This window comes from Nonomuraea pusilla (genome assembly GCF_900109355.1).
GTDB lineage: Bacteria > Actinomycetota > Actinomycetes > Streptosporangiales > Streptosporangiaceae > Nonomuraea > Nonomuraea pusilla.
This window is the reverse complement of record NZ_FOBF01000028.1, coordinates 56,505-80,697: the sequence shown is the minus strand read 5'-3', so window position 1 is coordinate 80,697 and position 24,193 is coordinate 56,505. Positions and strand designations below refer to the sequence as shown.

26 protein-coding genes are annotated in these 24,193 nt (G+C 72.0%); 11 read left to right on the top strand and 15 right to left on the bottom strand.

Translation table 11 applies throughout. The features are described from left to right. Window positions 1-12 precede the first annotated feature (12 nt). Together BMX74_RS38575 and BMX74_RS38570 are read right to left on the bottom strand one after the other, a co-directional pair. A complete protein-coding gene (locus BMX74_RS38575) occupies window positions 13-1,017 on the bottom strand; it encodes a LacI family DNA-binding transcriptional regulator (protein ID WP_091105398.1) in 1,005 nt (334 codons plus the stop codon). Window positions 1,018-1,114: 97 nt separating this feature from the next. Beyond that, a complete protein-coding gene (locus BMX74_RS38570; RefSeq protein WP_091105397.1) occupies window positions 1,115-2,200 on the bottom strand; it encodes a LacI family DNA-binding transcriptional regulator in 1,086 nt (361 codons plus the stop codon). A gap of 148 nt (window positions 2,201-2,348) precedes the next feature. Here BMX74_RS38570 and BMX74_RS38565 point away from each other — a divergent pair, with 148 nt between their 5' ends. Genes BMX74_RS38565 through BMX74_RS38545 form a run of 5 tightly spaced genes read left to right on the top strand, consistent with a single transcriptional unit; the run spans window position 2,349 to window position 7,209 of the window. Beyond that, a complete protein-coding gene (locus tag BMX74_RS38565) occupies window positions 2,349-3,710 on the top strand; it encodes an ABC transporter substrate-binding protein (protein WP_177227673.1) in 1,362 nt (453 codons plus the stop codon). 6 nt (window positions 3,711-3,716) lie between these two features. Continuing rightward, entirely contained in the window at window positions 3,717-4,634 is a 918-nt protein-coding gene (locus BMX74_RS38560; protein ID WP_055501225.1) for a carbohydrate ABC transporter permease, read from the top strand. After that, window positions 4,631-5,455, top strand: a complete 825-nt coding sequence (locus tag BMX74_RS38555; protein ID WP_091105393.1) for a carbohydrate ABC transporter permease — start codon at window positions 4,631-4,633, stop codon at window positions 5,453-5,455. The genes BMX74_RS38560 and BMX74_RS38555 overlap by 4 nt, the downstream gene beginning before the upstream one ends. Window positions 5,456-5,459: 4 nt before the next feature. Next, window positions 5,460-6,662 (top strand): glycoside hydrolase family 68 protein, encoded by a 1,203-nt coding sequence (locus BMX74_RS38550; protein WP_218154200.1) that lies wholly within the window; start codon window positions 5,460-5,462, stop codon window positions 6,660-6,662. A gap of 28 nt (window positions 6,663-6,690) precedes the next feature. Continuing rightward, window positions 6,691-7,209, top strand: a complete 519-nt coding sequence (locus BMX74_RS38545; RefSeq protein ID WP_091105392.1) for a GNAT family N-acetyltransferase — start codon at window positions 6,691-6,693, stop codon at window positions 7,207-7,209. Window positions 7,210-7,303: 94 nt separating this feature from the next. Here BMX74_RS38545 and BMX74_RS38540 read toward each other — a convergent pair whose 3' ends face one another. Together BMX74_RS38540 and BMX74_RS38535 are read right to left on the bottom strand one after the other, a co-directional pair. Continuing rightward, on the bottom strand, window positions 7,304-7,801 hold the full coding sequence (locus BMX74_RS38540) for a hemerythrin domain-containing protein (protein ID WP_177227671.1): 498 nt from the start codon (window positions 7,799-7,801) through the stop codon (window positions 7,304-7,306). An 86-nt stretch (window positions 7,802-7,887) separates the two neighbouring features. Next, complete coding sequence (locus BMX74_RS38535; protein WP_055503753.1) at window positions 7,888-8,841, bottom strand: alpha/beta hydrolase; 954 nt, start codon at window positions 8,839-8,841, stop codon at window positions 7,888-7,890. A gap of 76 nt (window positions 8,842-8,917) precedes the next feature. On the opposite strand from BMX74_RS38535, the gene BMX74_RS38530 reads away from it, so the two are divergent. Then, on the top strand, window positions 8,918-9,493 hold the full coding sequence (locus tag BMX74_RS38530; RefSeq protein WP_091105389.1) for a TetR/AcrR family transcriptional regulator: 576 nt from the start codon (window positions 8,918-8,920) through the stop codon (window positions 9,491-9,493). Between the two features lie 72 nt (window positions 9,494-9,565). Here the strand turns inward: BMX74_RS38530 and BMX74_RS38525 are convergent, their stop codons facing one another. The 4 genes from BMX74_RS38525 to BMX74_RS38510 all read right to left on the bottom strand — a co-directional run bounded on the left by BMX74_RS38525 (window position 9,566) and on the right by BMX74_RS38510 (window position 13,619). Continuing rightward, complete coding sequence (locus BMX74_RS38525; protein WP_055501219.1) at window positions 9,566-10,372, bottom strand: ABC transporter permease; 807 nt, start codon at window positions 10,370-10,372, stop codon at window positions 9,566-9,568. After that, the gene (locus BMX74_RS38520) at window positions 10,369-11,232 is read right to left on the bottom strand and encodes an ABC transporter permease (RefSeq protein WP_218154199.1); all 864 of its coding nucleotides are present in this window, start codon (window positions 11,230-11,232) and stop codon (window positions 10,369-10,371) included. The genes BMX74_RS38525 and BMX74_RS38520 overlap by 4 nt, the downstream gene beginning before the upstream one ends. Beyond that, window positions 11,229-12,473, bottom strand: a complete 1,245-nt coding sequence (locus BMX74_RS38515; protein WP_091105387.1) for an ABC transporter substrate-binding protein — start codon at window positions 12,471-12,473, stop codon at window positions 11,229-11,231. The genes BMX74_RS38520 and BMX74_RS38515 overlap by 4 nt, the downstream gene beginning before the upstream one ends. Before the next feature lie 93 nt (window positions 12,474-12,566). Then, on the bottom strand, window positions 12,567-13,619 hold the full coding sequence (locus BMX74_RS38510) for an ABC transporter ATP-binding protein (protein WP_055501217.1): 1,053 nt from the start codon (window positions 13,617-13,619) through the stop codon (window positions 12,567-12,569). Window positions 13,620-13,702: 83 nt separating this feature from the next. Between BMX74_RS38510 and BMX74_RS38505 the strand changes: the two genes are divergently transcribed. After that, window positions 13,703-14,485 (top strand): FadR/GntR family transcriptional regulator, encoded by a 783-nt coding sequence (locus BMX74_RS38505; RefSeq protein ID WP_091105413.1) that lies wholly within the window; start codon window positions 13,703-13,705, stop codon window positions 14,483-14,485. A gap of 42 nt (window positions 14,486-14,527) precedes the next feature. Further along, window positions 14,528-15,286 carry a cache domain-containing protein gene (locus BMX74_RS38500; protein ID WP_091105384.1) on the top strand — a complete coding sequence of 253 codons (759 nt, stop codon included), beginning with the start codon at window positions 14,528-14,530 and terminating at the stop codon, window positions 15,284-15,286. Window positions 15,287-15,329: 43 nt separating this feature from the next. On the opposite strand, the gene BMX74_RS44605 is transcribed toward BMX74_RS38500, so the two are convergent. Continuing rightward, entirely contained in the window at window positions 15,330-15,497 is a 168-nt protein-coding gene (locus tag BMX74_RS44605; protein ID WP_176573257.1) for a hypothetical protein, read from the bottom strand. Beyond that, entirely contained in the window at window positions 15,491-16,603 is a 1,113-nt protein-coding gene (locus tag BMX74_RS38495; protein WP_218154198.1) for a glycosyltransferase family 2 protein, read from the bottom strand. Before BMX74_RS38495 ends, BMX74_RS44605 begins: the two co-directional genes overlap by 7 nt. Window positions 16,604-16,772: 169 nt before the next feature. Between BMX74_RS38495 and BMX74_RS38490 the strand changes: the two genes are divergently transcribed. Further along, window positions 16,773-17,420: a class F sortase gene (locus BMX74_RS38490; RefSeq protein WP_236714542.1), complete on the top strand. Its 648-nt coding sequence runs from the start codon at window positions 16,773-16,775 to the stop codon at window positions 17,418-17,420. Between the two features lie 7 nt (window positions 17,421-17,427). On the opposite strand, the gene BMX74_RS38485 is transcribed toward BMX74_RS38490, so the two are convergent. The 5 genes from BMX74_RS38485 to crcB (BMX74_RS38465) all read right to left on the bottom strand — a co-directional run bounded on the left by BMX74_RS38485 (window position 17,428) and on the right by crcB (BMX74_RS38465) (window position 22,685). Continuing rightward, window positions 17,428-18,630 (bottom strand): site-2 protease family protein, encoded by a 1,203-nt coding sequence (locus BMX74_RS38485; protein WP_055501216.1) that lies wholly within the window; start codon window positions 18,628-18,630, stop codon window positions 17,428-17,430. 80 nt (window positions 18,631-18,710) lie between these two features. Next, window positions 18,711-21,209: a magnesium-translocating P-type ATPase gene (gene mgtA, locus BMX74_RS38480; RefSeq protein ID WP_177227669.1), complete on the bottom strand. Its 2,499-nt coding sequence runs from the start codon at window positions 21,207-21,209 to the stop codon at window positions 18,711-18,713. Between the two features lie 242 nt (window positions 21,210-21,451). Continuing rightward, a complete protein-coding gene (gene crcB, locus BMX74_RS38475; protein WP_055501214.1) occupies window positions 21,452-21,820 on the bottom strand; it encodes a fluoride efflux transporter CrcB in 369 nt (122 codons plus the stop codon). Next, a complete protein-coding gene (locus tag BMX74_RS38470; RefSeq protein WP_055501213.1) occupies window positions 21,817-22,158 on the bottom strand; it encodes a DUF190 domain-containing protein in 342 nt (113 codons plus the stop codon). The genes crcB (BMX74_RS38475) and BMX74_RS38470 overlap by 4 nt, the downstream gene beginning before the upstream one ends. Next, the gene (gene crcB / locus BMX74_RS38465) at window positions 22,155-22,685 is read right to left on the bottom strand and encodes a fluoride efflux transporter CrcB (RefSeq protein ID WP_201784401.1); all 531 of its coding nucleotides are present in this window, start codon (window positions 22,683-22,685) and stop codon (window positions 22,155-22,157) included. Before crcB (BMX74_RS38465) ends, BMX74_RS38470 begins: the two co-directional genes overlap by 4 nt. 174 nt (window positions 22,686-22,859) lie before the next feature. On the opposite strand from crcB (BMX74_RS38465), the gene BMX74_RS38460 reads away from it, so the two are divergent. Both BMX74_RS38460 and BMX74_RS38455 read left to right on the top strand, forming a co-directional pair. After that, entirely contained in the window at window positions 22,860-23,282 is a 423-nt protein-coding gene (locus tag BMX74_RS38460) for a DUF190 domain-containing protein (protein ID WP_091105380.1), read from the top strand. Between the two features lie 404 nt (window positions 23,283-23,686). Further along, window positions 23,687-24,184: a DUF6653 family protein gene (locus BMX74_RS38455; protein ID WP_055501212.1), complete on the top strand. Its 498-nt coding sequence runs from the start codon at window positions 23,687-23,689 to the stop codon at window positions 24,182-24,184. The last annotated feature ends 9 nt before the right edge of the window (window positions 24,185-24,193 follow it).

Here is a 24,193-nt window from a genome sequence, read left to right as displayed (position 1 = left end):
GCCGCCGCGCGCTCAGCCGGTCGCGCACCCGCAGGAGTCCCTGAGCATCAGCCGCGGCGCGAGCCGCACGGTCCGCGGCTTGCGCGCCGGCTCGCCGATCCGCTCCAGCAGCATGCGCACGGCCTCGCCCCCGATGTGGGCGATCGGCTGGGCGACGGTGGTGAGCCTGGGGCGGAACAGCGCCGCCCACTCGAAGTCGTCATAGGCGGCCAGGGCGATGTCGCCGGGGACGCGGACCCCGAGCCGCTCCAGCGTGCGCATCGCCCCGATGGTCATGTGGTTGTTCGCCACGACCAGCGCCGTCGGCGGGCGTGGCCCCTCCAGCAGGAGGTGCACCGCCCGCTCGGCGTCGTCAGCGTTGGAGTTGCCGCCGGCCATGAGCGCGTCGTCCGCCTCCAGCCCGCACTCCCGCAGCCCGCGGCGGTATCCCTCCAGCCGCTCCGCGGTGGTGCGCAGGCCGCGGCGGCCGAAGACCATCCCGATGCGGCGGTGGCCGTGCCCGGCCAGATGGGCGACCAGGTCGGCCGTGGCCTGGACGTTCTCCACGCCGACCTGGTCGAAGCGGGGCGAGGCGCAACGGTCCACCAGGACCGTCGGCGTGCCGGCCTCCTGGAGGTGGCGCAGCGCCGTTCCGCGCGGCCCGGCGGCGGTGGCGAGGAGGATGCCGTCGACGCGCCGCTGCTGAAGGGTGGTGACGACGCGCAGTTCGACCTCGGGGTCGTCGTGGGTGTCGGCGAGCAGGAGGGTGTAGCCGGCCTCGCCTGCGCGCGCCTCGATGGCCGAGACGAGGTCGGCGAAGTAGAAGTTGGTGATGGCGGACAGCGCGAGACCGATCGTCCTGGTGCTGCCGCTGACCAGGGAGCGGGCGATGGTGTTGTGGCTGTAGCCCGTCTCCTTGATGGCCTGCAGCACCCTGCGGCGCGTCTCCTCCTTGACCACGCGTGTCTCGTTGAGGACATGGGACACGGTGGAGATCGACACCCCCGCGTGCCGCGCGACGTCCGACATCGTGATCATCTGCTCACCACCACACGGATTGTAATCCGGGGTCGAGGACGGTCGTGGAAGGGCTGCGACCGGGCCGCGCCCGTGCCTGGTGCCAGGACGAGCACGATCACGACGACCCGGCTCCGCTCCGCGCCGCGTCCTGCGGCGGCGCGACGGACTCGCGGGCGCGCAGCGGCATCGGCACGCGGTGCACGTCCCCCTTCCGGTCGGAGGCGGCGGGGTCGCCGTCGATCTCGGTGAACAGCACGTCGACGGCTTTGCGGCCGAGCTCGTAGTGGGGCAGTGCCACGGTGGTCAGCTTGGGCCGGATCCACGAGGCGATGGGGTGGTCGTCGAAGGAGACGACGGACACGTCGTCGGGGACCTTCAGTCCGGCGTCGTCGAGCGCCTGGTAGGCGCCCATGGCGATGCGGTCGTTGAGGCAGATGAGCGCCCGCGGGCGGACGGTCCGCAGGAGCTCCCGCGTCGCGGCGAGACCGTGTTCCGGCTGCCAGTCGGGGCAGATGCGGCCGCCCGCCACCTTGACGTCCGCCTCGCCGAGCGCCTCGCGGATGCCGACGAGGCGCTCCACCGCCGCGACGCTCCCCGGGGGCACGTCCCGCATGCGGGGGCCGGCGCCGATCAGGTGGATGCCGTCGCGGTGCCCGGCGTCGAGCAGGGCGCGGGCCGCGACGCGGCCGGCCTCGACCTCGTCGGGGAGGACGGCGGGCAGTGCGGCAGGCTGCTTGGGCAGCGCGTTGAGCAGGACGGTGGGCATCGGCTTGACGCTCTTCGGCACCTTGATCGTCCTGGTGAACATCGAGGCCAGGATGAGCCCGTCGACCTGCCGGTCGTGCATGGCCTGGAGCAGGAGGCGTTCGAGCTCGGCGTCACCCTCCGTCTCACCGATGAAGAGCATGAAGCCGCGGTCCCTGGCGGCCTCCAGCGCTCCCTTGATCATGTCGCCGGCCAGCCGTGAGGTGGCGACCGTGTCGGAGACGAAACCGATCGTCCTGGAGGTGCCGGTGCGCAGGCCCACGGAGACTATGTTGGGCCGGTACTGTAACTCGTCCGCGGCGCGCAGGACCCGCTGCGCGACGTCCTCAGAGATCCGCAGCTCACGCCCGCGGCCGGACAGCACCAGCGAGGCGGTCGGGCGGGAGACACCGGCGGCCTTGGCCACGTCGGCCAGCGTGACCCGTCGTGGGCTCACCCAGAACCTCCGATCCTCAAGTGTGTGTTACGGGGGGTTGACATCGTACGACGTGCGCCGTGAGACTATCCGCCGCTAACCCGATTTAGCAACGAGAAACGGACGTCGGCTCGGTGGCGGACCGTCCCAGGCAGCAGAGGAGATGCACATGGCTCGCCGACTTCGCTCCGGCAGGGCCGGGGCCGCGATGGTGATCGCCGTGGGAACGTTGGCCACCGCCTGCGCGGCTCCCGGCAGCGACAGCCCTCAGCCCCAGGCCACCACCGCGTCACCGGTGTCCGCGGCGCCCACCTGCGGCACGGCGCCGATCACGATGAGCGGCTACTTCGAGACCGGTTTCCCGCTGCCCAAGGCGCTGACCGCCGAGTTCGCCAAGCAGCATCCGAACGTCACGTGGAACATCCGCGAGGACCAGTTCGCGGTGATCACGCAGAACGCCCCGCGCGTGCTGGCGGACAACCCTCCCGACCTGATGCGCGTTCCCCAGGTCTCCGAGCTGGTCAAGGACAACCTGCTGAAGAACCTGGACGGTTACGCCCGGGTCTTCGGCTGGGACAGGTGGCCCGCCTCCCAGCTGGAGCAGCTGCGGATGGGACCGGGCGGCCGGCCTCGCGGTGAGGGATCGCTGTACGCCATGGGCCTCAACTTCAGCATGACCGGCCTGTTCTACAACAAGAAGCTCGCCGAGCAGATCGGCATGTCGGCGCCGCCGGCCACGCTGGCCGAGCTCGACGCGGTGCTGGCCAAGGCCAAGGACGCGGGCATCACCCCCATCGTGCAGTTCAACGGCGGGGCCACCGGCGGCCTGGCGTTCCCGCTGCAGGACCTCATGGCCGCCTACGGCCCGACCGGCCCGATCAACGACTGGATCTTCCAGAAGCCCGGCGCCGGCATCGACACCCCCACGAACCTCCAGGCCGTCCAGCACCTGGAACGGTGGATCAAGGCCGGTTACTTCCAGAAGGACGTCAACGCGGTCGACTACGCGACCATGATGAGCCGCTTCATCGGCGGCAAGGGCCTGTTCATGTTCAACGGCGACTGGGAGTCCGGCAACCTGGACAAGCAGCTGCCGGGCGACGTCGGCTTCACGCTGATGCCGCCGGCGCGGCAGGGCGGCAAGCGGGCCGCGATGTCGGCCCCCCTCGCCTTCGGGATCGCGGCGAACGCCAAGAACGCCGACTGCGCCGCCTTCTTCCTCAACTGGGTGGCCACCGACAAGCGGGCTCGCGAGATCGGCGTGGAGGTCGGCGGATCCCACCCGATGGGGCCCGCCGACGCCCACCTGCCCGCCGTGAAGCCCGGCACGGTCACCGCCGACACGCTCGCCGCCGGGGCGGACATCGCCAGGGACAACGGCGCGATGGACTTCATCGCCAACGCCACGGGCGCCATCTACGCCAAGAGCTGGACCCCGCAGCTGCAGAAGCTGGCCGCCGGTCAGCAGACTCCGCAGGGGCTGCTGAAGGCGGTCCAGGCCGACTACGCCCGCCAGATCGAGGGGAACTGAGCACCGATGACGCCGCCCGCCCCCGGCCGGCCCGCGCGCAGACGGGGGGCCGGGGCGAAGACACGCGGATGGGCAGGCTGGCTGTTCGTCGTCCCGGCACTCGCCTTCTACGCGGTCTTCGTCCTGCGCCCCATCAGCCTCACGTTCCAGTACTCGCTCTACCGTTGGGACGGCATCGGCCCGTCCACGTGGGCGGGGCTGGCCAACTACGGGAAGGTCTTCACCGACCCCGCCCTGTACGACTCGCTGATCAACGCCGTCAAGCTGATCGTGTTCTTCAGCGCCGTGCCGGTCCTGCTGGGCCTGGCGATCGCCGCGACCATCCGGCGCATCGCCCACACCCGGCTCGCCGTGGTGGCGCGTACCGTGCTGTTCCTGCCGCAGGTCATCCCGCTCGTCGCGGCCGGCATCGCCTGGAGCTGGCTGCTGTCGTCCACCGGAGCCGTCAACCAGTTCCTCTCGCTCCTCGGGCTCGGCGGGGTGACGCGCGCCTGGCTGGGTGACCTCTCCACCGCCCTGCCCGCGGTCGGGATGATCGGCGCCTGGGTGCTCCTCGGCCTGTGCACGCTGCTGCTCCTGGCCGGCATGAGCAAGATCGATCCAGCCCTGTACGAGGCGGCCCGGCTGGACGGCGCCGGCGCGTGGCGCGAGTTCGTCTCGATCACCGTCCCCAGCCTCCGCCAGGAGATCGCGGTCTGCGTCACCGTGACCGTGATCGCGGCCCTGGCGAGCTTCGACATCATCTACATCTCCACCCAGGGCGGCCCAGGCAACGCCACCATGGTGCCCGGTCTGCAGATCTACTACCTGGCCTTCTCGGAGCGCGAGGTGGGCATGGCCTCGGCGCTGGCCGTGGTGCTCATGCTGCTGGTGATCGCCTGCGCCCTCCCCATCCAGTGGTTCACCAAGGACGGCAAGCGATGATCATCTCTTGGCGGGAGTCCTGGACCGGCAGACTGCTGCTCGTCCTGCTGATGGCGGTCACGATCCTGCCGTTCCTCAGCCTGTTCGTCACCGCCCTGCACCCCTCCGGCACGTACCCGGCCGGGTTCGCCTGGCCCGCCGACCCGCAGTGGGGCAACTTCCTGCGAGCCTTCGAAGCCGCGAAGATGGGCGAGCTGCTGCTGTCGAGCCTGCTCATCGTGCTGGGGGTGGTGCCGATCTCGGTCCTGCTGAGCACGATGGCCGGCTTCGCCATCGGCCATCTGCGCGTGCCCGGCGGCCGCCCGGTCTTCCTGCTGTTCGTGCTCGGCCTGACCCTCCCCTTCGAGGGCGTCATCACGCCCCTGTACTACCAGGTCCGCGACATGGGGCTGCTGAACACCCGATGGGCGATCATCCTGCCGCTCATCGGCCTGTTCATGCCGTTCAGCGTCTTCTGGATGCGTGCGCATTTCGTCAACATGCCAGGGGAACTGTCAGAGAGCGCGCGGATGGACGGCGCCAACCTCTGGCAGCTGTTCCGGCGCATCCACGTCCCCCTCGCCATGCCGGCGATCTCGTCGCTGGGCATCCTGCTGTTCCTGTGGACCTGGAACCAGTTCCTGCTGGCCATCGTCCTCGTCGACGACCCCGCCGAACGCACGATGTCCGGCGCGCTCGGGGCCTTCCAGGGGCAGTGGGGCACCGACATCCCGCTGCTGTGCGCCGGGTCGCTGCTGATCCTGGCGCCCACGCTCGCGATCTTCCTCGTGTTCCAGCGGCACTTCGTCAAGGCCCTGCTCCAGGGCTCGTTGAAGGGCTGACGGGATGAGCGCGACGCCACCACGCCGCGGCGGCCCCATGCCGGACGCGGCGCAGCCCATGCCCACCCGCTCCGGGCGACCGGCCCGCTGGACACGCCGGCATCTCGACCTGCTCGCCGAGAGCGCCGCGACCACGGCGCCCGTCTTCGATCCCACGGCGGTCCCCCGGATCCTGCCGGGCCACGACCTGTGGGACCTGTGGCCCGTACAGGAGGAAGACGGCTCGACCTCTCTCATCGGCGGCCACGAGGTGTGGATGGCGCTGTCGGCTCCGTCCCCCGCCCACCCGGAAGAGCGCCACGACCAGGCCCGCATCCGCCTGCTCGCCAAGAACGGCGACGGCTGGGCGGACCTGGGGCCCGCGTTCTCCGATGGCGCCTCGCCGGGCAGCCGCGAATGGTCGGGATCGGCGGTCCGCAGGCCCGACGGATCCGTCTCGGTGTTCTACACGGCCGCCGGGCGGAGAGGCGAATCGCGCCCGACGTTCGGGCAGAGCGTCGTCGAGACGCGGCTCATCCTGACCGCCGACGACGGCCGGATCTCGCTGGAGCACGAGTCCGGACACCGGGAGATCCTCCGCTCGGACGGCGTCACGTACCTGCCGACCGACGAGGCCACAGGGGCGCCGGGACGGATCAAGGCCTTCCGCGATCCCGGCTGGTTCCGCGACCCGTCGGACGGGCGCGAGTACCTGCTCATCGCCGCGTCCGTCGCCGCACGCGACCGCTTCGACGGCGCGATCGCGCTGGCCGGCGCACAGGCCGGCGCCTGGTCCCTGCTCCCTCCCCTCGTCGTCGCGGACGGCGTCAACCACGAGCTGGAACGGCCCCACGTCATCGTCCACCGGTCGCGGTACTACCTGTTCTTCTGCACGCAGCGCCACACCTTCCACCCCGCCGATCGCGCGCCCACAGGGCTGTACGGCTTCGTCGCCCCCGCCCTGACAGGACCGTACGAGCCGCTCAACGGCTCAGGACTCGTGATCCGGAATCCGCCGCGCGAACCCGACCAGGCCTACGCCTGGCTGGTGCTGCCCGACCTCCGGGTGGTGAGCTTCGCCAACTACAGATCGCACCAGGGCGCGGATCTCCGGCACGCGGTGGCCGCGCGTGCGCGCGCCAACTTCGGCGGCACCATCGCACCGACGCTCAGGCTCACCCTGGACGGAACGTCGACGTCCACCGTCGCGCTGCGGCCGTCGGGGTAGGTCCCCTGGATCGATTAGTGTCCCGATCATGACAGTACGTCTCCGCTCGGTCGAAGAGGACGATCTGCCCTTCCTGCACCGGCTCACGAGCGATCCTGACAGCACGGGCGAGTTCCAGTGGTACGGCTTCCAGAATCCGCACCGCTTGCGCGAGCGCTGGCAGGACAACGGGATGCTGAGCGACGACGGCGGCATCCTGGTCATCGCGAACGGTGACGTCAGAGTCGGCTTCGTGTCGTGGAGCAAGCAGGTCGCCAACCGCGCCAGCTATTACTGGTCGATGGGGCTGATCGTGGCGCCGGAGCATCGCGGCCAGGGGCATGGCACTCAGGCGCACCGGCTGCTCGTGCGTTACCTGTTCGACCACTCGATGGCCAACAGGATCGAGGCGTCCACGGAGATCAGCAACCTGGCGGAGCAGCGAGCGCTGGAGAAGTCGGGGTTCACGCGAGAGGGCGTCCTGCGCGGGTGCGGCTTCCGCGCCGGGCAGTGGCGTGACGGCGTGCTCTACAGCGTGATCCGCTCGGATCTCCAGGAGAAGCCTTAGGGCCCGTCCCGACGGGCTGTCCGGAAGCGGTGGATCAGGAGGCTGATGACACCTCCTGATCCACGAAGCAGGCCCTGGGTGGCGGGCCGGTGCGTCAGTGTCCGGGGAAGTGCGTCAGGGAGTTGAGGACCGGGACGAGGTAGTGCTCCTCGCGGTCGAGGTGGTTGAGGAGTTCGACCGACAGGCGTTCCAGATCCGCGTGGAAGCCGGGCGCGGAGGGGGCCGCGGCGAGTTCGCGGAGACCGGCCAGGAGGGTCGCCATGGTGCGGTGGTCGGAGGTCAGGCGGTCCAGCACCTCGGACAGCTCGGGGTGTTCCTGGGCCAGGAAGGGGAAGACCGACTGGTCCTCGGTGGTGTGGTGGGCGTCCAGGGCCTCGCAGAAGGACAGGCAGTGGCTGTGGAGCCGCTGGGGCAGGACGAGCGGGCCGGGGGCATCGCCGTCGGCGGGCAGCTGCGCCGCCGCCTCCCGCAGGGCGGCGATGTCGCGGCGGAGCTCGTCGTGAAGGGCGATCAGATGGTCGCCGAAGGCGGCCAGCCGGGAGTGGTCGGCGGTGGTGTCGCCGGTGGTGGCGGTGTGCTGCTGGTGCGGCATCGAGGATTCCTCACGCTGGTTTCGATTACTGGGAGGGTCGGATGATCCGGGGGCAGTCGAACGCGAACCGGCGGGTCGGGACCCCGTCATCCGGGAAGAGCCCCTCGGAGGAACTCGAGGATCTCCGCCCGTGCGGCCTTCGCCTGCGGCACCACGCCCGGCATGCTGAGGAACGCGTGCCCGGCTCCGGGGTATTCGGTGAGCCGCGCGGGGGTCCCGGCCGCTCGCAGCCGTTCGGCGTAGGCGCGGCCGTGATCGGCCACCGGGTCGTGGGTCGGCACCACCACGAGCGCTGGGGCCAGCCCGTCCAGGTCGTCGGCGTACAGCGGCGACAGGGCACGGGGGTCGGTTCCCGGTGGGACGGCGAACCGGTGAACCAGTCGCAGCTGCGGCACGGTGAGGGTGGGGGTGTGGGCGTGCTCGGTGAACGAGTCGTGGTCGAACATCGTCCCGGTCACGTCGACGGCGGGGTTGACCAGCACCTGCGCCCGCAGGAGCAGGCCGGACTCCCTGGCCCGGATCGCCGCCAGGGCGCTGATCAACGCGCCGGTGCTCTCACCGAAGACCGCGGCCCGTGCCGGGTCGACCCCCCATTGCGCCGCGTGCCGCACCACGTGCCGGAGCACGTCCCAGCCGTCGTCGACGGCCGCCGACAGCGGGGTCTCCTGGTCGAGGAGGCGGTGCTCGACCGAGACGACGACCGCGGGCAGCCGGGCGGCGAGGTGGCTGTTGACCCAGTCGCTCTGCACCGCCGTGCCCACGAACCCGCCTCCGTGCACGTGGAGCACGAGCGGCAGGTCGTCGCCGCCGGGTGACGGCCGGTACACCCTGACCGGAAGATCGCGGCCGGGCAGCGCCACCTCCTGCCACTGGATCGCGGCGCCGGGATCAGGAAGCCCGGTGATCGCCCGCGCCTCGGGGGACGACCGTCTGCGGTTCTCCGCGTCACGGTAGGCGACCAGCTCCTCGGCCGTCATCGCCGACCAGTCCGGCTCCGCTCCCCGGGCCTGCCGCGACCGCGTGTCGGTGACCTCGCTCATGCTCTTCTCCTCGTCGGACAGTTTCACTACCTGAGGTATCGATACCCAAGGTAGCGAAAAAGGGTATCCTGTGGGTATGACATCGGCCACATCCGCCAGACCGCCCGGTCGTCCACGCTCCGGCGTCAACGCCGTGGTCTTCGCCGCGACGCTGAGCACGGTCCAGGAGCTCGGCTACGCGCGCGCCACCGTCGACCGCATCGCCGCCGCGGCCGGCGTCGCCAAGACGACGATCTACCGTCGCTGGCCCTCGAAGGGTGCGCTGATCGTGGACTGCCTGCTCGACGCGTTCGGCCCGGTGCCGCTGGAGGGCGCGGGTCGAGCCGAGATCATGGCCTCGGCCGTCCGCTGGATCGCGGCGAAGATCGGGGAGCCCGGGGTGGGCGACGCGTTCGCGGGCGTGTTCAGTGACGCCGTGAGCGACCCGGCCCTGCGCGAACTGCTGTCCGCGCGGCTGCAGGACCCGTACCGGCTCGCGCTGCAGGACGCGCTGGGCGAGCCGGAGAACCGCGTGCTGTTCTTCATCGACGTCGTCGTCGGAACCCTGCTCCACCGGATGGGCATGACCGGCGAGCCGATGGTCGACGCCGACGTCGAGGCACTGGTCGAGATGGTTCTGACGTACTTGGCCGACGGGGCCGGTCCGGCCTGAACCCGCTGCCGCACCGGCCCCGTCCAGCGGTTCGAGCGTCGAAGCCCGCGCCGCTCGCCCGCGTCGTCCCCGTCAGTGGGTGCCGACCTCGCCCGACAGGCGCTGGGCCAGGTAGATGGGCACCACGGAGGCCAGGATCAGTGCGGCGGCGACCACGTTGACCACGGGGGCCTGGTTGGGTCTGAAGAGGTTCTCGAAGATCCAGATGGGCAGGGTGCGCACGCCCGCGCCCGCGGTGAACGTCGTCACGATGATCTCGTCGAACGACAGCGCGAACGCCAGCAGGCCGCCCGCGAGCAGCGCCGACCGCATCATCGGGAACGTCACCAGCCGGAACGTGGTGAAGGTGTCGGCCCCGAGGTCGGCGGACGCCTCCTCCAGCCGGGTGCCGGTGCGCCTGAGCCGGGCCAGGACGTTGTTGTAGACGGTCACGACGCAGAACGTGGCGTGCCCGACGATGACGGTGAACAGCCCGAGCCCCACCCCGAACGGCTCCAGGACGGCGCGGAAGGCGTTGTTCAGCGCGATGCCGGTGACGATGCCGGGCAGCGCGATCGGCAGGATGATCAGCAGGGAGACGGTGTCGCGGCCGAAGAAGCGGTAGCGCTGCACCGCGAAGGCCGCCATGGTGCCGAGCACGAGGGCGACGGCGGTGGCGCCCAGCCCGGCCTGCACGGACGTCCACAGGGCGTCGCGCAGCCCCGCCGAGTCCCAGGCGGCGGCCCACCAGCGCAGGGTCAGCCCGGACGGCGGCCAGCCGAACGTCCTGTCGGCGTTGACCGAGTTGAGCAGCACGACGAGCAGCGGCACGTAGATCACGGCGAGCCCGGCGGCGAGCACCAGGCGGAACAGCAGCCTGGCCGGGCGTGACAGGTTCACAGGTTCTCCAGGGCGCCGGTGCGGCGGACCGCGGCGAGGTAGACCAGCATGATGACGACGGGGACGGTGGCCACGGCGGCGGCGAACGGCAGGTTGTTGGCGGCGCCGATGTTGTCGTACACGACGTTGCCGATGAGCTGACTCTTACCTCCGACGATCTTGACGGCGATGTAGTCGCCGAGCGACAGCGAGAACGTGAAGATCGACCCGGCGATGACGGCGGGGAAGGCGAGCGGCCACACGACCGTGCGGAACACCCGCCCGGCGCGCGCGCCGAGGTCGCCCGCGGCCTCCAGCAGGGAGTCCGGCAGCCGCTCCAGGCCCGCGTAGATGGGCAGGATCATGTACGGCAGCCACAGGTACGCCAGCGTCAGGACGGTCGCGGTGAGCCCGAAGCCCCACCCGAGCAGCCCGCCGGACGACAGCATGACCCGCCACGCGTACGCCTTGACCAGGTAGCTCGCCCACAGCGGCGTGAGCACCGCGATCACCAGCCACCGCCGCGACCGCGGCGAGGCCACCTTGGCCATCGCGAACGCCACGGGGAAGGCGATCGCCAGGTCGATCACGGTGACGGCCAGCGCGACCCCGACCGAGCGCAGCGTGATCGTCCTGTAGACCTCGCCGGTGAGCAGGTCGCGGAAGTTGGCCCAGGTGAAGGTCCTGACCAGCTCGCCGGTGAAGGTGTCGGTCGTCCAGAACGCGGTGACGAACAGCGCCGCGAGCGCTCCCAGGTACGCCACGCCGAGCCAGAGCAGCGGCGCCGACAGCAGCAGCGACAGCCGCACCCAGGGCCGGCGGTGGAGGAAGGCGGCCAGGCCCCTGCGGAACCCGGCCGCCTCCGCGGCCTGCGCGCTCACCCCTTGATCTCCGTCCAGGCGCGCGTCCACTCGGAGTAGTCCTTGCACGTCACGTCGGTGCGCCCGTCGAGGCACTGGGCGATCGGCGTCGTCCAGTAGAAGACCTTCGAGTAGTACGCCTCGTCGGTGGCGTGGTAGGTGTCGCAGTGCTTGGGGTCGGCGGTCTGCGCGCACGCCTTGGTGTTGGCGGGCGCCTCGCCGAAGTACTCGGCGACCTGCGCGTTCGCCTTCGGCGAGATGATCCAGTCGAGCCACCTGTACGCGCAGTTCGGGTGCGCGGCCTTGGCGGCGACCATCCAGGTGTCGGACCAGCCGGTGGCGCCCTCCTTCGGCAGGACCGCCTCGACCGGGGCCTTCTCGCCCTGCGCGACGTTGACGATCACCTGCCAGGTGGTGCCGACGACGGAGTCGCCGCCCTTGAACGCCTGGATCTCCTTGGTGTAGTCGGACCAGTACTCGCCGACGATCTGCTTCTGCTGCTTCAGCAGGTCCACGGCCGCCTGGAACTGCTTGTCGTCCAGCGCGTACGGATTCTTGATGCCGAGTTCGGGCTTGGTCGCCATGAGGTAGACGGCGGCGTCCGCGATGTAGATCGGCGAGTCGTACGCGGTGACCTTGCCCTTGTACGGCGAGTTCGGGTCGAAGACGACGCTCCACGAGTCGGGGGCGGGCTTGACCGTGTCGGTGCGCCACATGAGCAGGTTGGCGCCGCGGCCGTGGGGGACGCCGTAGGAGACGCCGTTGACCGAGTTCCAGGGCTTGTTCTTCAGCCCGTCGAACACGTCGGCGTAGTTCGGGACGAGGGCGGTGTTCACCGGCGCCACCGTGCCGGACGCGATGAGGCGCAGCGAGGCGTCGCCCGAGGCGGAGACGGCGTCGTACTGGCCGGTCTTCATGAGGTTGACCATCTCGTCGGAGGTGCCCGCGACCTTGGTGTTGACCTGGCAGCCGGTGGCCTTCTCGAAGGGGGTGACCCAGTCCACCTTGGGGTCGTTGGTGCCGTCCTCGGCGTAGCCGGCCCAGGCGACGAGGTTCACCTGGCCCTCGCCGGGGCCGAGGCTCTTCAGCGCCTCCAGCTTGGGCGGGGTGAAGCCGCCGTGGCCGGGGGCGGGGGCGCCGCCGCCCGAGGCGGTCCCGCCGCCGCTGCCGCAGGCCGCGGCGAGCGCGAGCGCCGCCGCGGCGACCACGTAGCGGCCGGCACGCCCGGCTTGTCCGGCTCGGGGGGATCCGGTGGATCGCATGGTGTTCCTCCTGGGGGATGTGCGCCGCGGGGCGCGGCTGCGGGGGCTGGTGAGGGGCTGCGGAGGGCCGGTGCTTCCTGAGGGGGTCCGGGGTTACGAGGTGATGGCGAACTCGTGCCGTCGCTGCCACACGAGCCGCACGCGGGCGCCCCTCAGCCCGGTGACGTCCATGGACGACACCTGGAGGTTCTGCTGGAGCGCGATGAGCCGGCCGCCCGCGTCCAGGTCGACGACGAACCGGGTGGCGGGCCCGGCGTAGACGACCTCGGCGACGGTGCCGGCGGCGGCGTGCTCGTCCGAGCCGACGTCCGGCGCCGGGCCTGCGTCGGAGGCGTCGAGCACGACCCGCAGCTTCTCCGGCCTGATGCTGAACGTGCCGTCGCGCCCGAGCACCGCGCGCGCGGCCTCGCCGGAGACGAGGTTCGAGGTGCCGACGAAGCCCGCGACGAACGCGCTGGCCGGGCGCTCGTAGATCTCGGCGGGGGTGCCGACCTGCTCGATCCTGCCGTGGCCGAACACGGCGACGCGGTCGCTCATGGTCAGCGCCTCCTCCTGGTCGTGGGTGACGAACAGGAAGGTGATGCCCACCTCGCGCTGCAGGGCCTTCAGCTCGACCTGCATCTCCTCGCGCAGCTTGAGGTCGAGCGCGCCGAGCGGCTCGTCCAGCAGCAGCACGCGGGGCCGGTTGACCAGCGCCCTGGCGAGCGCGACGCGCTGCCGCTGCCCGCCGGACAGCTGGCCGGGCCGCCGCCCCTCCATGCCCTCCAGCCGGACGGAGCGCAGCGCGTCGAGCGCCCGCTCGCGCCGTTCGGCCCTGCGCACCTTCTTGACCCGCAGGCCGTACTCCACGTTGTCCAGCACGCTCATGTGGGGGAACAGCGCGTAGTCCTGGAAGACGGTGTTGACGTCCCGTTCGAAGGGGGCCAGCCGGGTGACGTCCCTGCCGCCCAGTTCGACGCTGCCCGCCGTGGGCGTCTCGAACCCGGCGATCATCCGCAGCACCGTGGTCTTGCCCGAGCCGGAAGGCCCGAGCATGGCGAAGAACTCGCCGTCCTGTACGTCGAGGTCCACGCCGTCCACGGCGGTGACCGTCCCGAACTCCTTGCGCAGCCCGCGCAGCCGCACGGCTGTCTCGCTCTGAGGCATGACCGAAAACATATGGTCTTAAATGTTTCGCATCAAGGGGGTTTCGTGTACCAATGTGGTGAACGGCGGCAGAAGGGGTGGCGATGGCGGCGAGCGGGTCCCACCTGGCCGTCTTCGCCCCCGTCGGCGCCACCGGCAGGGTCGACGCCGTGGTGCGCCGGCTCGCCGACGCGATCGCCCTCGGCGTCCTCGCCGACGGCGAGCAGCTGCCGAGCGAGGCGGAGCTGGCCGGGCTGCTCGGCGTCTCCACCGTCACCCTGCGGGAGGCGCTCATGGCGCTGCGCCAGCAGGGCCTGGTGGAGACCAGGAGGGGGCGCGGCGGCGGCAGCTTCGTCCGGACGCCGAGCGAGCCGCTGGAACTGGGCGCCCGGCTGCGCGCGTACGCGGTGGACGAGCTGCGCGACCTCGGTGACCACTACGCCGCCATCGCCGGCGCCGCCGCCCGGCTGGCGGCGCGGCGGGCCCTGCCCGCCGACGTGGCGCCGCTGCTGCGCTCGCTCGACGACATGGCCGCCGTGTCCGGCCGCGTGGCCGGCCGCGCGGCCGGCGGCCCCTCCGGGGGCCCGTCCGTCGACGCCGGGAGCGCGGCGCTGATCAGGCTGGAGGGGCGCTTCCACGTCGAGGTGGCGGCCGCGTCGCAGTCGGCACGACTCACTCAGGAGGAGATCCGGTCACAGGCCGACATCGGACCGTTGCTGTGGCTTCCTTACGGCGACGCTGACGGGCACGATGAGGTCACGGCCCAGCACCGCGCCATCGTCGAGGCCATCCTCCGCGGCGACCCAGACCAGGCTCGGGACCTGGCCGAGCGGCATGTGTGCGAAGCGATGGAACGGTTGATCGAGCTGCGGCTGGCGGTGGACTGACCGCCGCCCGGGGCCCGGCGCCGTGGGTACAGAGGTGAACAAATGCCCCAGACCGGCATGCACAGCGGCCCAGCGGGAGCCACGGCGGCGGCGGACCCCGCTGACGCCGAGGCGGTGCGCCGCGCGGCCGCACGGGTCCGCGACACCGTCGAGGGCGTGTTCGCCGCCCTGCTCGACGTGCGCGACCGCACCGCCGCGCTGGTCGCGGGCCGCTCCCCCGGCCCGGCCGGGCTGTCCAGGTCCGACCTGGCGGAGCTGCGTCCAGTGCTGTTCGGCTACCTCGGCGGCCTCATCGCCGGCATCGGGTTCATCGCCGCGCCGGGGCTGCTGGCCGACGCGCCCTGGTACCTGGAGTGGTGGCAGGAGGACGCCTCCGGCTCGCGCGTCCAGCTCCTGCGCGACCTCGACCCGGCCAGCAGCGCGTTCTACGACTACACGCACTGGGGCTGGTACACCGGTCCCCTGGAGGGCTCCGAGCGGACGATCTGCGGCCCGTACGTCGACTACCTGTGCACGGACGAGTACAGCCTCACGCTGTCGGTGCCGGTGACCGTGGAGGGGGTGTTCGCCGGCGTGGCCGCGGCCGACGTGCTCGTGCGCCGGTTCGAGGGCGCCGTCGTGCCGGCGCTGCGCGAGGTGCCCGCGCCCGCGTTCGTCGTCAACGCGGCGGGGCGGGTGGTGGCGTCCACCACGGCGAAGTGGCTCGGCGGCTCGGTCTACAGGGGCGAGCCCGGTTTCGCCAGGCACCCCGTCGGCGACCTGCCGCTGTCGCTGGTCGTGGCCGGGACGCCGGGCGGCTGATCCGCCGGCCCGGCGCCACGGGTCACGCGCTCAGGCCGCGCGCTCAGGCCTCACGCTTGGGCAGGAGCCGCTTGACGGCCACGCCCGCGGAGAAGAGCGTGAACAGCCCCAGCGAGATCCAGAGGGCGTTCCACCCGGCGAACGGTGCGGAGACGAGGCCGCCGAAGCCGGCGGCGACCCCTCCGATCGGGTTGTTGTACATGGTCACCATTTCCTTTCTCTACGCCAGGCCGCCTCCCAGAAGGCCTTCGCCTGGACGATCTGCAGGAACACGTCGAAGACCATCTCGACCACCAGCAGCCCCGCGAGCAGCATCTGGGCGGGGCCGCGGGCGCGGACGGTGACGACGCGCTCCACGGCGAAGATCACGGTGATGGCGGCCCACAGCGGATGCATCCGCAGGCCGCCCGCCACCGCGAAGGACCACACGATCGTGGCGAGGTAGACGAACACGACGATCACGCCGACGAGCGAGAGCAGCTGCCGCCCCCAGTACTCCCGCGTCACCTTCGTCCAGCCGTAGTCGGTGAGGTTCTCCAGGGCGCCCCGCTTCCAGCGCAGCCGCTGCCTGAACAGGTCGCGCCAGGTCGGCATCACCTCGGTGGTGAGCGTGCACTCCTTGGGGGCGAGGATGCGCAGGCCGAGGTGGAGGATGGCCAGGGTGAGCTCGTTGTCCTCGGTCAGGACGCGCACGTCGTACACGTGGGCGGCGCCGGGCAGCCGCCCTTCGTTCCGCGCCCGCACCACCAGTTGCAGGGTGAGGGCGCGGAACATGGTGGCGGTGCCGGTCAGGACGAGCGCCTTGCCCTTGAGCCTGCGCACGTCGCGGGCGTAGCGGACGTACTCGTTGCGTTGGAACGCTCCGACCAGGCCGCCGCCGTCCTTGCCGGTGAAGGTGCCGCCGACGGCGGCGTAGCGGCCGCCGGCCAGCCACTCCAGGCCCGCCTGGACGAAGCCGGGGTCGAGCGCCGAGTCGGCGTCGAGGACGAGCACCACGTCGAACGGCCCGAGGAAGCCGAGCAGCCGGTCGAGCACCTGGTTGAGCGCCCCGGCCTTCTTGTGGGCGTTGCCCGAGGTCTCGAACACCTCCGCGCCGAGCGAGCGCGCGATGGCGGCGGTGGCGTCGGTGCAGTTGTCGGCGATCACGACGAGCCGGTCCGGCGGCCTGGTCTGCGCGCGCAGCGAGGCGATGCTCTCGGCGATCTGGCCGGCCTCGTCGTGGGCGGGGACGAGCGCGGTGACCCGCATGCGGTGGATCGGCGCCGGGGGGAGGCCGGTCTTGCCGTCGTACCGGTGTGCGCCCGGGCGGCGCCGCACCGGCGGAGGGGAGGTCACTGCGGTTTCCGTTACGCCTGAGAGAGAAGGGGCGCCTGACCAGGCGTGAGACGATATGAGTCTATAGCACAGTTTAGGGGATTTTTACCCTAAACGTGATCATGTGAGAGTATTATGATCAACTTTGCCGTTAATTCGTGAGGTGGCCGCTTTGCCCCCCTCTCGCCGCCGCAGCCCCCTCGTGCCCGGCGTGGCCGCCCTGCTCGGGGCGGGCGCCCTCGCCGTGACCCTGTGGACGCGTCCGGCGCCGCCCGCGCCCGCCGCTCCCCCGCCTCCGCCGCCTGCCGACGTCCCCGCCACGGCCGTGCCCAGTGCCGTGCCCACCGCCAGGCCGGTCGCCCGCTCCTCGCCGCCCGTGCGCGTCGAGATCCCCGCGATCGGCGTACGGGCCGAGGTCATGCGGCTCGGCACCAACCCCGACGGCACGCTGGAGGTGCCGCCGCTGTCCCAGGCGGACCGCACCGGCTGGTACGAGCGGGGCGCCGCCCCCGGCACGGCCGGCCCCGCCGTGATCGTCGGTCACGTCGACACCGCCACCGGCCCCGCCGTGTTCGCCAGGCTGGGCGACCTGCGGCCCGGCGACCGCGTCCGCGTCGTCAGAGCCGACGGGAAGGTGGCCACGTACCGGCTGGACCGGTTCGAGTCGGTACGCAAGACCGCGTTCCCCACCGAACGCGTCTACGGCGACCTGCCGTACGCCGCAATCCGCCTCATCACCTGCGGCGGCGCCTTCGACCGGGGCTCCGGCCACTACGTCGACAACCTCATCGCCTACGGCCACCTCACCTCGGTCCGCTGAGCCCCCCTCAGCCGCCGTCGCCACCGTCGTGGTGCCGGCGGCGGTAGTGCGGGGCGAGGTCGGCGCCACGCGGCCCCGACAGCGTCCTGTGCAGGCCGGCCGTCTGGATGAGCCGGCTGATGTCGCTGGGGGTGAGCAGCCCGATCAGCCGCCCGGACGGGTCCACCACCACCGCCCGCCCGTCGGCGCCCCCCTGCATCCTCGGCAGCAGCTCGGTCAGCGCCTCCTCGGGCGCGGCCTGCGGCACGTCCTGCGGCGGGCAGGCGATGTCGCGCAGCCGCGTCGTCTCCCGGTGGTCCGGGTCGACCGCGCGGATCCTGTTGAGCGTCACCAGGCCGGCGAACGAGCCGTCCGGCCCCACCAGCGGGTACGTGGACAGCCGCTCCCGCATCACGACCCGGTCGACGAGCCCCTGCACGGTCTCGTCCGGGTGCGCCACGACGGGCTCGACCGACATGACGTCGCCGACGCGCACCCCGGCGAGCGCCGCGCTGATCTGCGTCTGCTGCTCCTCGGCGCTGGCCGCGTTGACGAGGAACAGGCCGATCAGCGCGAGCCACAGGCCGTCCAGGCCCTGGCCGCTGACCACCTGGACGAAGCCGAGCGCGATGAGCACGAAGCCGAACGCCCGCCCGGCGCGGGCGGCGGACACGGCGGCGCGCGTCCTGTCGCCCCACCGCGCCCAGAGGGCCGCGCGCAGCACCCGCCCGCCGTCGAGCGGCGCGGCGGGGATGAGGTTGAACACCGCCAGGATGACGTTGACCGCGGCCAGGTAGGCGAACATGCCGACGAGCAGCCCCGGCGCCGACGCGAAGGCCGCCAGCACCGCCACCCCGGCGAACACCGCCCCGGCCAGGAAACTGGTCACCGGCCCGATCACGGCGATCTTGAGGTCGGCTCCCGGCGAGCGGGGCTCGCCCCGCAGCTCCGCCACCCCGCCGAGCAGCCAGAGCGTGATCTGCTCGACCTCGACCCCCTGGCGTCTGGCCATGAGGGCGTGCGCCACCTCGTGGGCCAGCAGCGACGCCATGAACAGCACGGCGGCCACCACGCCCGCCAGCAGGTAGACGGCCCTGGAGTAGCCGGGGTACACAGCGGGGAAGCGTCCGAAGGCCAGCCCGAACACCAGGATCAGGACGATGAACACCACACTGATGTTGAGCCCGATCCGGACTCCGCCGATGCGGCCCAAAGTCAGGGATGAGCGCATCTCGCCTCCCGCGTGACGACGTGAGCTCCTGCTACCCCCACAGCAGGGCCTGTCACCTGGGGATTCGACCCACGACGCCGCTAGGTCACCGGCAGGAAGCGCTTGGCCGCCTCGTTCACCGCGACGTACAGCAGGGTCAGGCCCGCGAGCGCCGCGAGCACCGCCGGTGGGGGCGCGACCAGCCCCAGCGGCCCGGCCAGCGGCGTGAACGGCACGGCCACCGTGACCAGCGCCACCAGCACGCTGCTCCACACCAGCGCCCTGCCGGGACGCGAGCGGAAGAACGGCCGCCGCGTCCGCAGCACCAGCATGACGGCCAGCTCGGTCGCGGTCGACTCGATGAACCACCCCGTGCGGAACAGGTCGGCGCCCGCGTCGAACCCCAGCCGCAGCACCAGGAACGTGGCGACGTCGAACAGGCTGCTCAGCACCCCGAACCCGATCATGAAGGCGCGGATGCGGCGCAGGTCCCAGGCGCTGGGCCGCTCGACCTGCTCCTCGTCCACGGCGTCGGCGGCGATCGTGGTCGCCGGGATGTCCGACAGGAAGTTCAGCAGCAGGATCTGGCGCGGCAGCAGCGGCAGGAAGGGCAGGAACGCCGCCGCGGCCGCCATGCTGGCCATGTTGCCGAAGTTCGCGCTGGTGGTGACCCGCACGTACTTGAGGGTGTTGGCGAAGGTCTGGCGGCCCAGCCGCACGCCGTCGGCGACCACGCCGAGGTTCTTGTCCAGCAGGACGATCGCGGCCGAGCGCTTGGCGACGTCCACGGCGGTGTCCACCGAGATGCCGACGTCGGCGGCGTGCAGCGCGGGCGAGTCGTTGATGCCGTCGCCGAGGAACCCCACGGTCTCGCCGGCGGCGCGCAGCGCCCGCACCACCCGCTCCTTCTGCAGCGGGGCGATCTCGGCGAACACCTGCGTGTCCCTCGCGCGGGCCGTCAGCGCGGCGTCGTCCAGGCGGTCGATCTCCGCGCCGGTCAGCGCCGGCCCGGCGAGCCCGACCTCCCCGGCGACGTGCTCGGCGGCCAGCCGGTTGTCGCCCGTCACCAGGCGCACGGACACGCCCAGCGCGCCCAGCTCCGCCACCGCCTCGGCCGCGCCCTCCTTCGGCGGGTCGCGGAACGCCAGCAGGCCGGTCAGCGTCATGCCGGCCTCGTCGGCGGCGCTCACCCGCTCCCGGCCGGGCAGCTCCGCCGTGGCCAGCCCCAGCACCCGGTAGCCGGCCGCGCTCAGCTCGGCCAGGCGCCGCAGCACCGCCGCGCGCACCGACTCCACCGGCACCACCGCGCCGCCCGCCCGCGCGAAGGCGCACACCCCGAGCACCTCCTCCAGCGCGCCCTTCGTCACGAGCGTCGGGACGCCGCCGTCCAGGGCGAGCACCGAGATGCGCCTGCGCTCGAAGTCGTACGGCACCTCGTCGAGCCTGGCCGACGGGTCGGGCGGCGGCGTCCCCCGCAGGATCGCCTGGTCCAGCGGGTTGGCGAAGCCGTGCTGCAGGCCCGCGTTCAGCCCGGCCAGGCGCAGCACCTCGGCGCTGTCGCGGCCGTCCACGTCGTACGCGCCGTCCAGGCGGACCACGCCGCCCGTCAGGGTGCCGGTCTTGTCGGTGCACAGCACCGTCATCGCGCCGAAGTCCTCGATGGCGTCCAGGCGCTTGACGATGACCTGCTCGGCCGCCATGCGGCGGGCCCCCGACGACAGGCTGACCGCGACGATCGCGGGGAGCAGCTGCGGCGTCAGCCCGACGGCCAGCGCCAGCGAGAACAGCACCGCCTCCACGACCGGACGGTCCAGCAGCAGGTTCACGGCGAAGATCAGGCAGACGAGCACCGCCATGACGCGCACCAGCATCATGCCGAAGCGGGTCAGGCCGCGCTCGAACCCGGTGGTGACGTCGCGGGCGGCCAGCTCGGCGGTGAGCGCGCCGAACTCGGTGTCACCACCGGTGCGCAGCACCTCGGCGGCGCCGGACCCGCCCGCGACGTGCGTGCCTGCGAACAACGTGCCGGTCCGCCCGGCCACCGCCTCCCCCGGGGCGGCCTGCGAGGAGGGCGGGCCCGGGGACTTCTCCACCGGGAACGACTCGCCGGTCAGCGCCGACTCGTCCACCTGCAGGCCGTGCGACTCGACCACGCGGCAGTCGGCCGGGATGACGTCGCCCGCGCGCAGCACCACCAGGTCGCCGGGGACGACGTCCTCCGACGGCACCGACACCTCGGAGCCGTCCCTCACCACCTCGACCTCGACCCGCACGCGGGCCAGCAGCGCGTCCACCGCCCGCCCGGCCGTGCGCTCCTGGAAGAAGCCCAGCAGCCCGCTCGCGGCGATGATGACCAGGATGACCAGCCCGTCGGTCAGGTCGCCCAGCAGCATCGACACCACGGTCGCGGCGATGAGGATCAGCACGATCGGGCTGGTGAACTGGGTCAGCAGCAGGCGCAGCGCCCGGTGGCGGCGCGGGGCGCCCACGGTGTTGGGCCCGTGCTCGGCCAGCCTGCGGCGCGCCTCCTCCGACGACAGCCCGCGAGGGGAACGCTCAGCCGGCTCGGGCAGCTCGGCGACCGGGACATGGGGCTCCACGAGCACACCTCACGGGGGTCGGCGGGGGTTCCTGGGGGTCGCCCCCGGGACGGGCTCCTGGGGGGCATCACCGATTCCACCAGCGGGCCCCGCCGACCCCCAGAGTCGAAAGTCCCGTCCCCGGTCCCGGGGCGCGGCGGCGCCCCCGCAGCGCGACCGGCCGCGGCCGCGGGCCCATGCGCGGCTGCCCCGTCGGACAGGCCGGAAGTCCGCGTGATCGCGGAGGCTCCGCCCCGCGCGGGCTAGAGCAGCGTCGCCAGCTCGTAGCCGCAGAACGCGGCGAGGACGCCCAGGAGCAGGCTGCCGAGGGCGTTGAGCCCGGCTTCGAGGAGCGAGCCCTCCTCGACCAGCCTCATGGTCTCGAACCCGAACGTGCTGAACGTCGTCAGCGCCCCGCACACGCCGGTGCCGAGCAGCAGCGACAGCTCCCTCGGGACGCCCACGCCGGATCCGGCCCCCAGCAGGAAGCCCAGCACCAGCGAGCCCACCATGTTGACGGTGAACGTGCCCCACGGGAAGACGGTGTCGTGCCGCTTCTGGATCAGCCGGTCGAGCAGGTATCGCGCGGGCGCCCCGACGGCGCCCCCGAGGAAGACGAGGACGACCGTCATGCGGGCTTCCTGCCGACGTAGCGGTGGACCTCGACGGGGTCCAGGACGACGAGGCCCTCGTCGATCAGCTCGTCCAGGTCGGCGAGGAACGCGTTGATCTTCTCCTCGGTGTCGACGATGACGACGGAGACGGGCAGGTCGCCGGCGAGCGAGAGGATCCGGGCCGTGTGGACCAGGGAGGAGGCGCCGAAGCCCTCGACGCCTCTGAAGACGCTCGCCCCCGCCAGGCCCTGCCGGTGAGCTCGACGGACGATCTCCGTGTAGAGCGGGCGGCGCTCGTACCGGTCGTCCTCGCCGAGGATGATCGTCAGGCGGATCGCGGGGCCTTCGAGCCTCATCGCGGCTCCTTTCCTCGCACAGGGATGCCCGCCGTACGACGGGCCAGCGCCATGCCGCACCACACCGCCGCCAGACCGGCGGCGAGGCTGCCGAGCGCGTACGAGTCGGCGACCGTCCACGCGCCTCGCTGCGCCAGACGCAGGATCTCCACGGTGAACGTGGAGAAGGTGGTGTACCCGCCGAGCAGGCCGACCCCGAAGAAGGGGCGGATGTAGCGGCTGGGCGGCCACACGTCCAGGACGTAGACCATGAGCAGGCCCAGCGCGAAACAGCCGGAGACGTTGATGAGGAAGGTCGCCCACGGGAAGTGGCCGGCCTGCGCGGGAACGGCTTCGCCTATCAGGTGGCGTGCGACGCTGCCGAGCCCGCCGCCGAGGGCGATCGCGGCCAGGACCCTGGCGGGACGGCCGCCGGGCCTGGGCCGGGGTGCGCGCAAGACGTCGCGCGTGGCGTGTGACTGCTCGGACGCCACCTCGGCGCCGGGATCGACGGGCACGTCCCGGTCACTGGACGGACGTGACGACACGATGACCTCCGGCCGGTTGACCTTCTCCCCGGACCAGCTCGACGCTCGTCGCGCTGGCCCTGCTGGATCAGGAGCCATCAGCCTGGCGGCGGTTCGGGCGGCGGCGCCGCCCCGGCGGGGTCCATCACCGGGTCACCATTCTACGCTGGAGGCCTGGTGGACGAAGGAGCCGGCATGAGACTGCGTGGCCGAGCCTGTCGCGTGACCATCTTCATCGGCGAGAGCGACCTCTACCGTCACCGCCCGCTGTACGCCGAGATCGTGCACCGGGCCCACACGATGGGGCTGGCCGGCGCCAGTGTCTTCCGGGGCGTGGAGGGCTTCGGCGCCTCGTCCCGGATCCACACCGGTCACCTGCTCGCCCTGAGCAGCGACCTCCCGGTCGCCGTCGTCGTCGTCGACACCGAGGAGAACGTCGCGAACTTCCTGCTCGTGCTGGACGAACTGGTGGAAGAGGGTCTCGTGATCGTGGACGAGGTCGAGGTGCACCGCTACGTCGGCGGGGCGAAGGAGGCGAGGCCCTCCTGGTGGAGCAGGGTCCGGGCGGAGCGGGGAGACGACGGCGCGGACCGCCCCGAGGGCCGGGACACCCGCTGACGGACCGCTCGCCTGGCGCTCGCCGCCTGCCCCCTGTGCTCCGGCTCGACGATCACCCCCGTCTGCGCAGGACGATCATGTCGCTGCGGTAGTCGGCGCCGATCGGCTCCCATGCGGCCGGTCGCAGGCCGGCGGACATCAGGACCGATCCGTGCCAGCAGGAGCCCTGCTCAAGGAGGCCGGGGCCCGCGCCTGGCCGACAACATCCGTCATCCCCGGCCCTCCCCGTCCCGCACGCGGGCGACGGTGAACGCGGTCAGGACGGCCACCGCCCCGAGCACCCCCAGCGCGACCCGCGCCGGACGCGATGCCGGCACGCGCCTTTGAAAACATTCAGCGAATCTGGTTTTATGGATTCATCGCCCGGGAAGCGTCCGGGCACCCTCCCTCCCCAAGGAGCACCGATGAAGCTCACCCAGGCCGCCGCCGCCACGTTCGGACTCGACGACGACTCCTGGAAGCGGCACGCCAACGCCTGGAGCGTGTGGACCCGGATGGCCGGTCTGGCGCCGATCCTGCTGCCGATCTACTTCCGCGACACGCTCGGTTGGTGGGCGGCGGCCCCGATCGCGGCGGGCGTGATCTGGATGTGGATCAACCCGCACGCGTTCAAGCCGGTCCACGAGCCGCGCAGCTGGGCGGAGAAGGGCATCTACGGCGAGAAGATGTACGCCGCCGACCACTCCCTGGCGGCCGAGGCGCACCGGCCGGCGCTCCGCTGGCTGATCGCCATGGCCGCCGCCGGTGCCGCCATCATGGTGTACGGGCTGGTCCGCGTCGAGGCCTGGCCGGCCGTCTTCGGCTGGGCACTGGTCTTCGTCTCCCAGCTGTGGCAGATCGACCGCTTCGTCGCCATCTACGAAGAGGGCCTGCGCCGCGCCGCCGCGACGACGCAGTCGTGAAACCATATA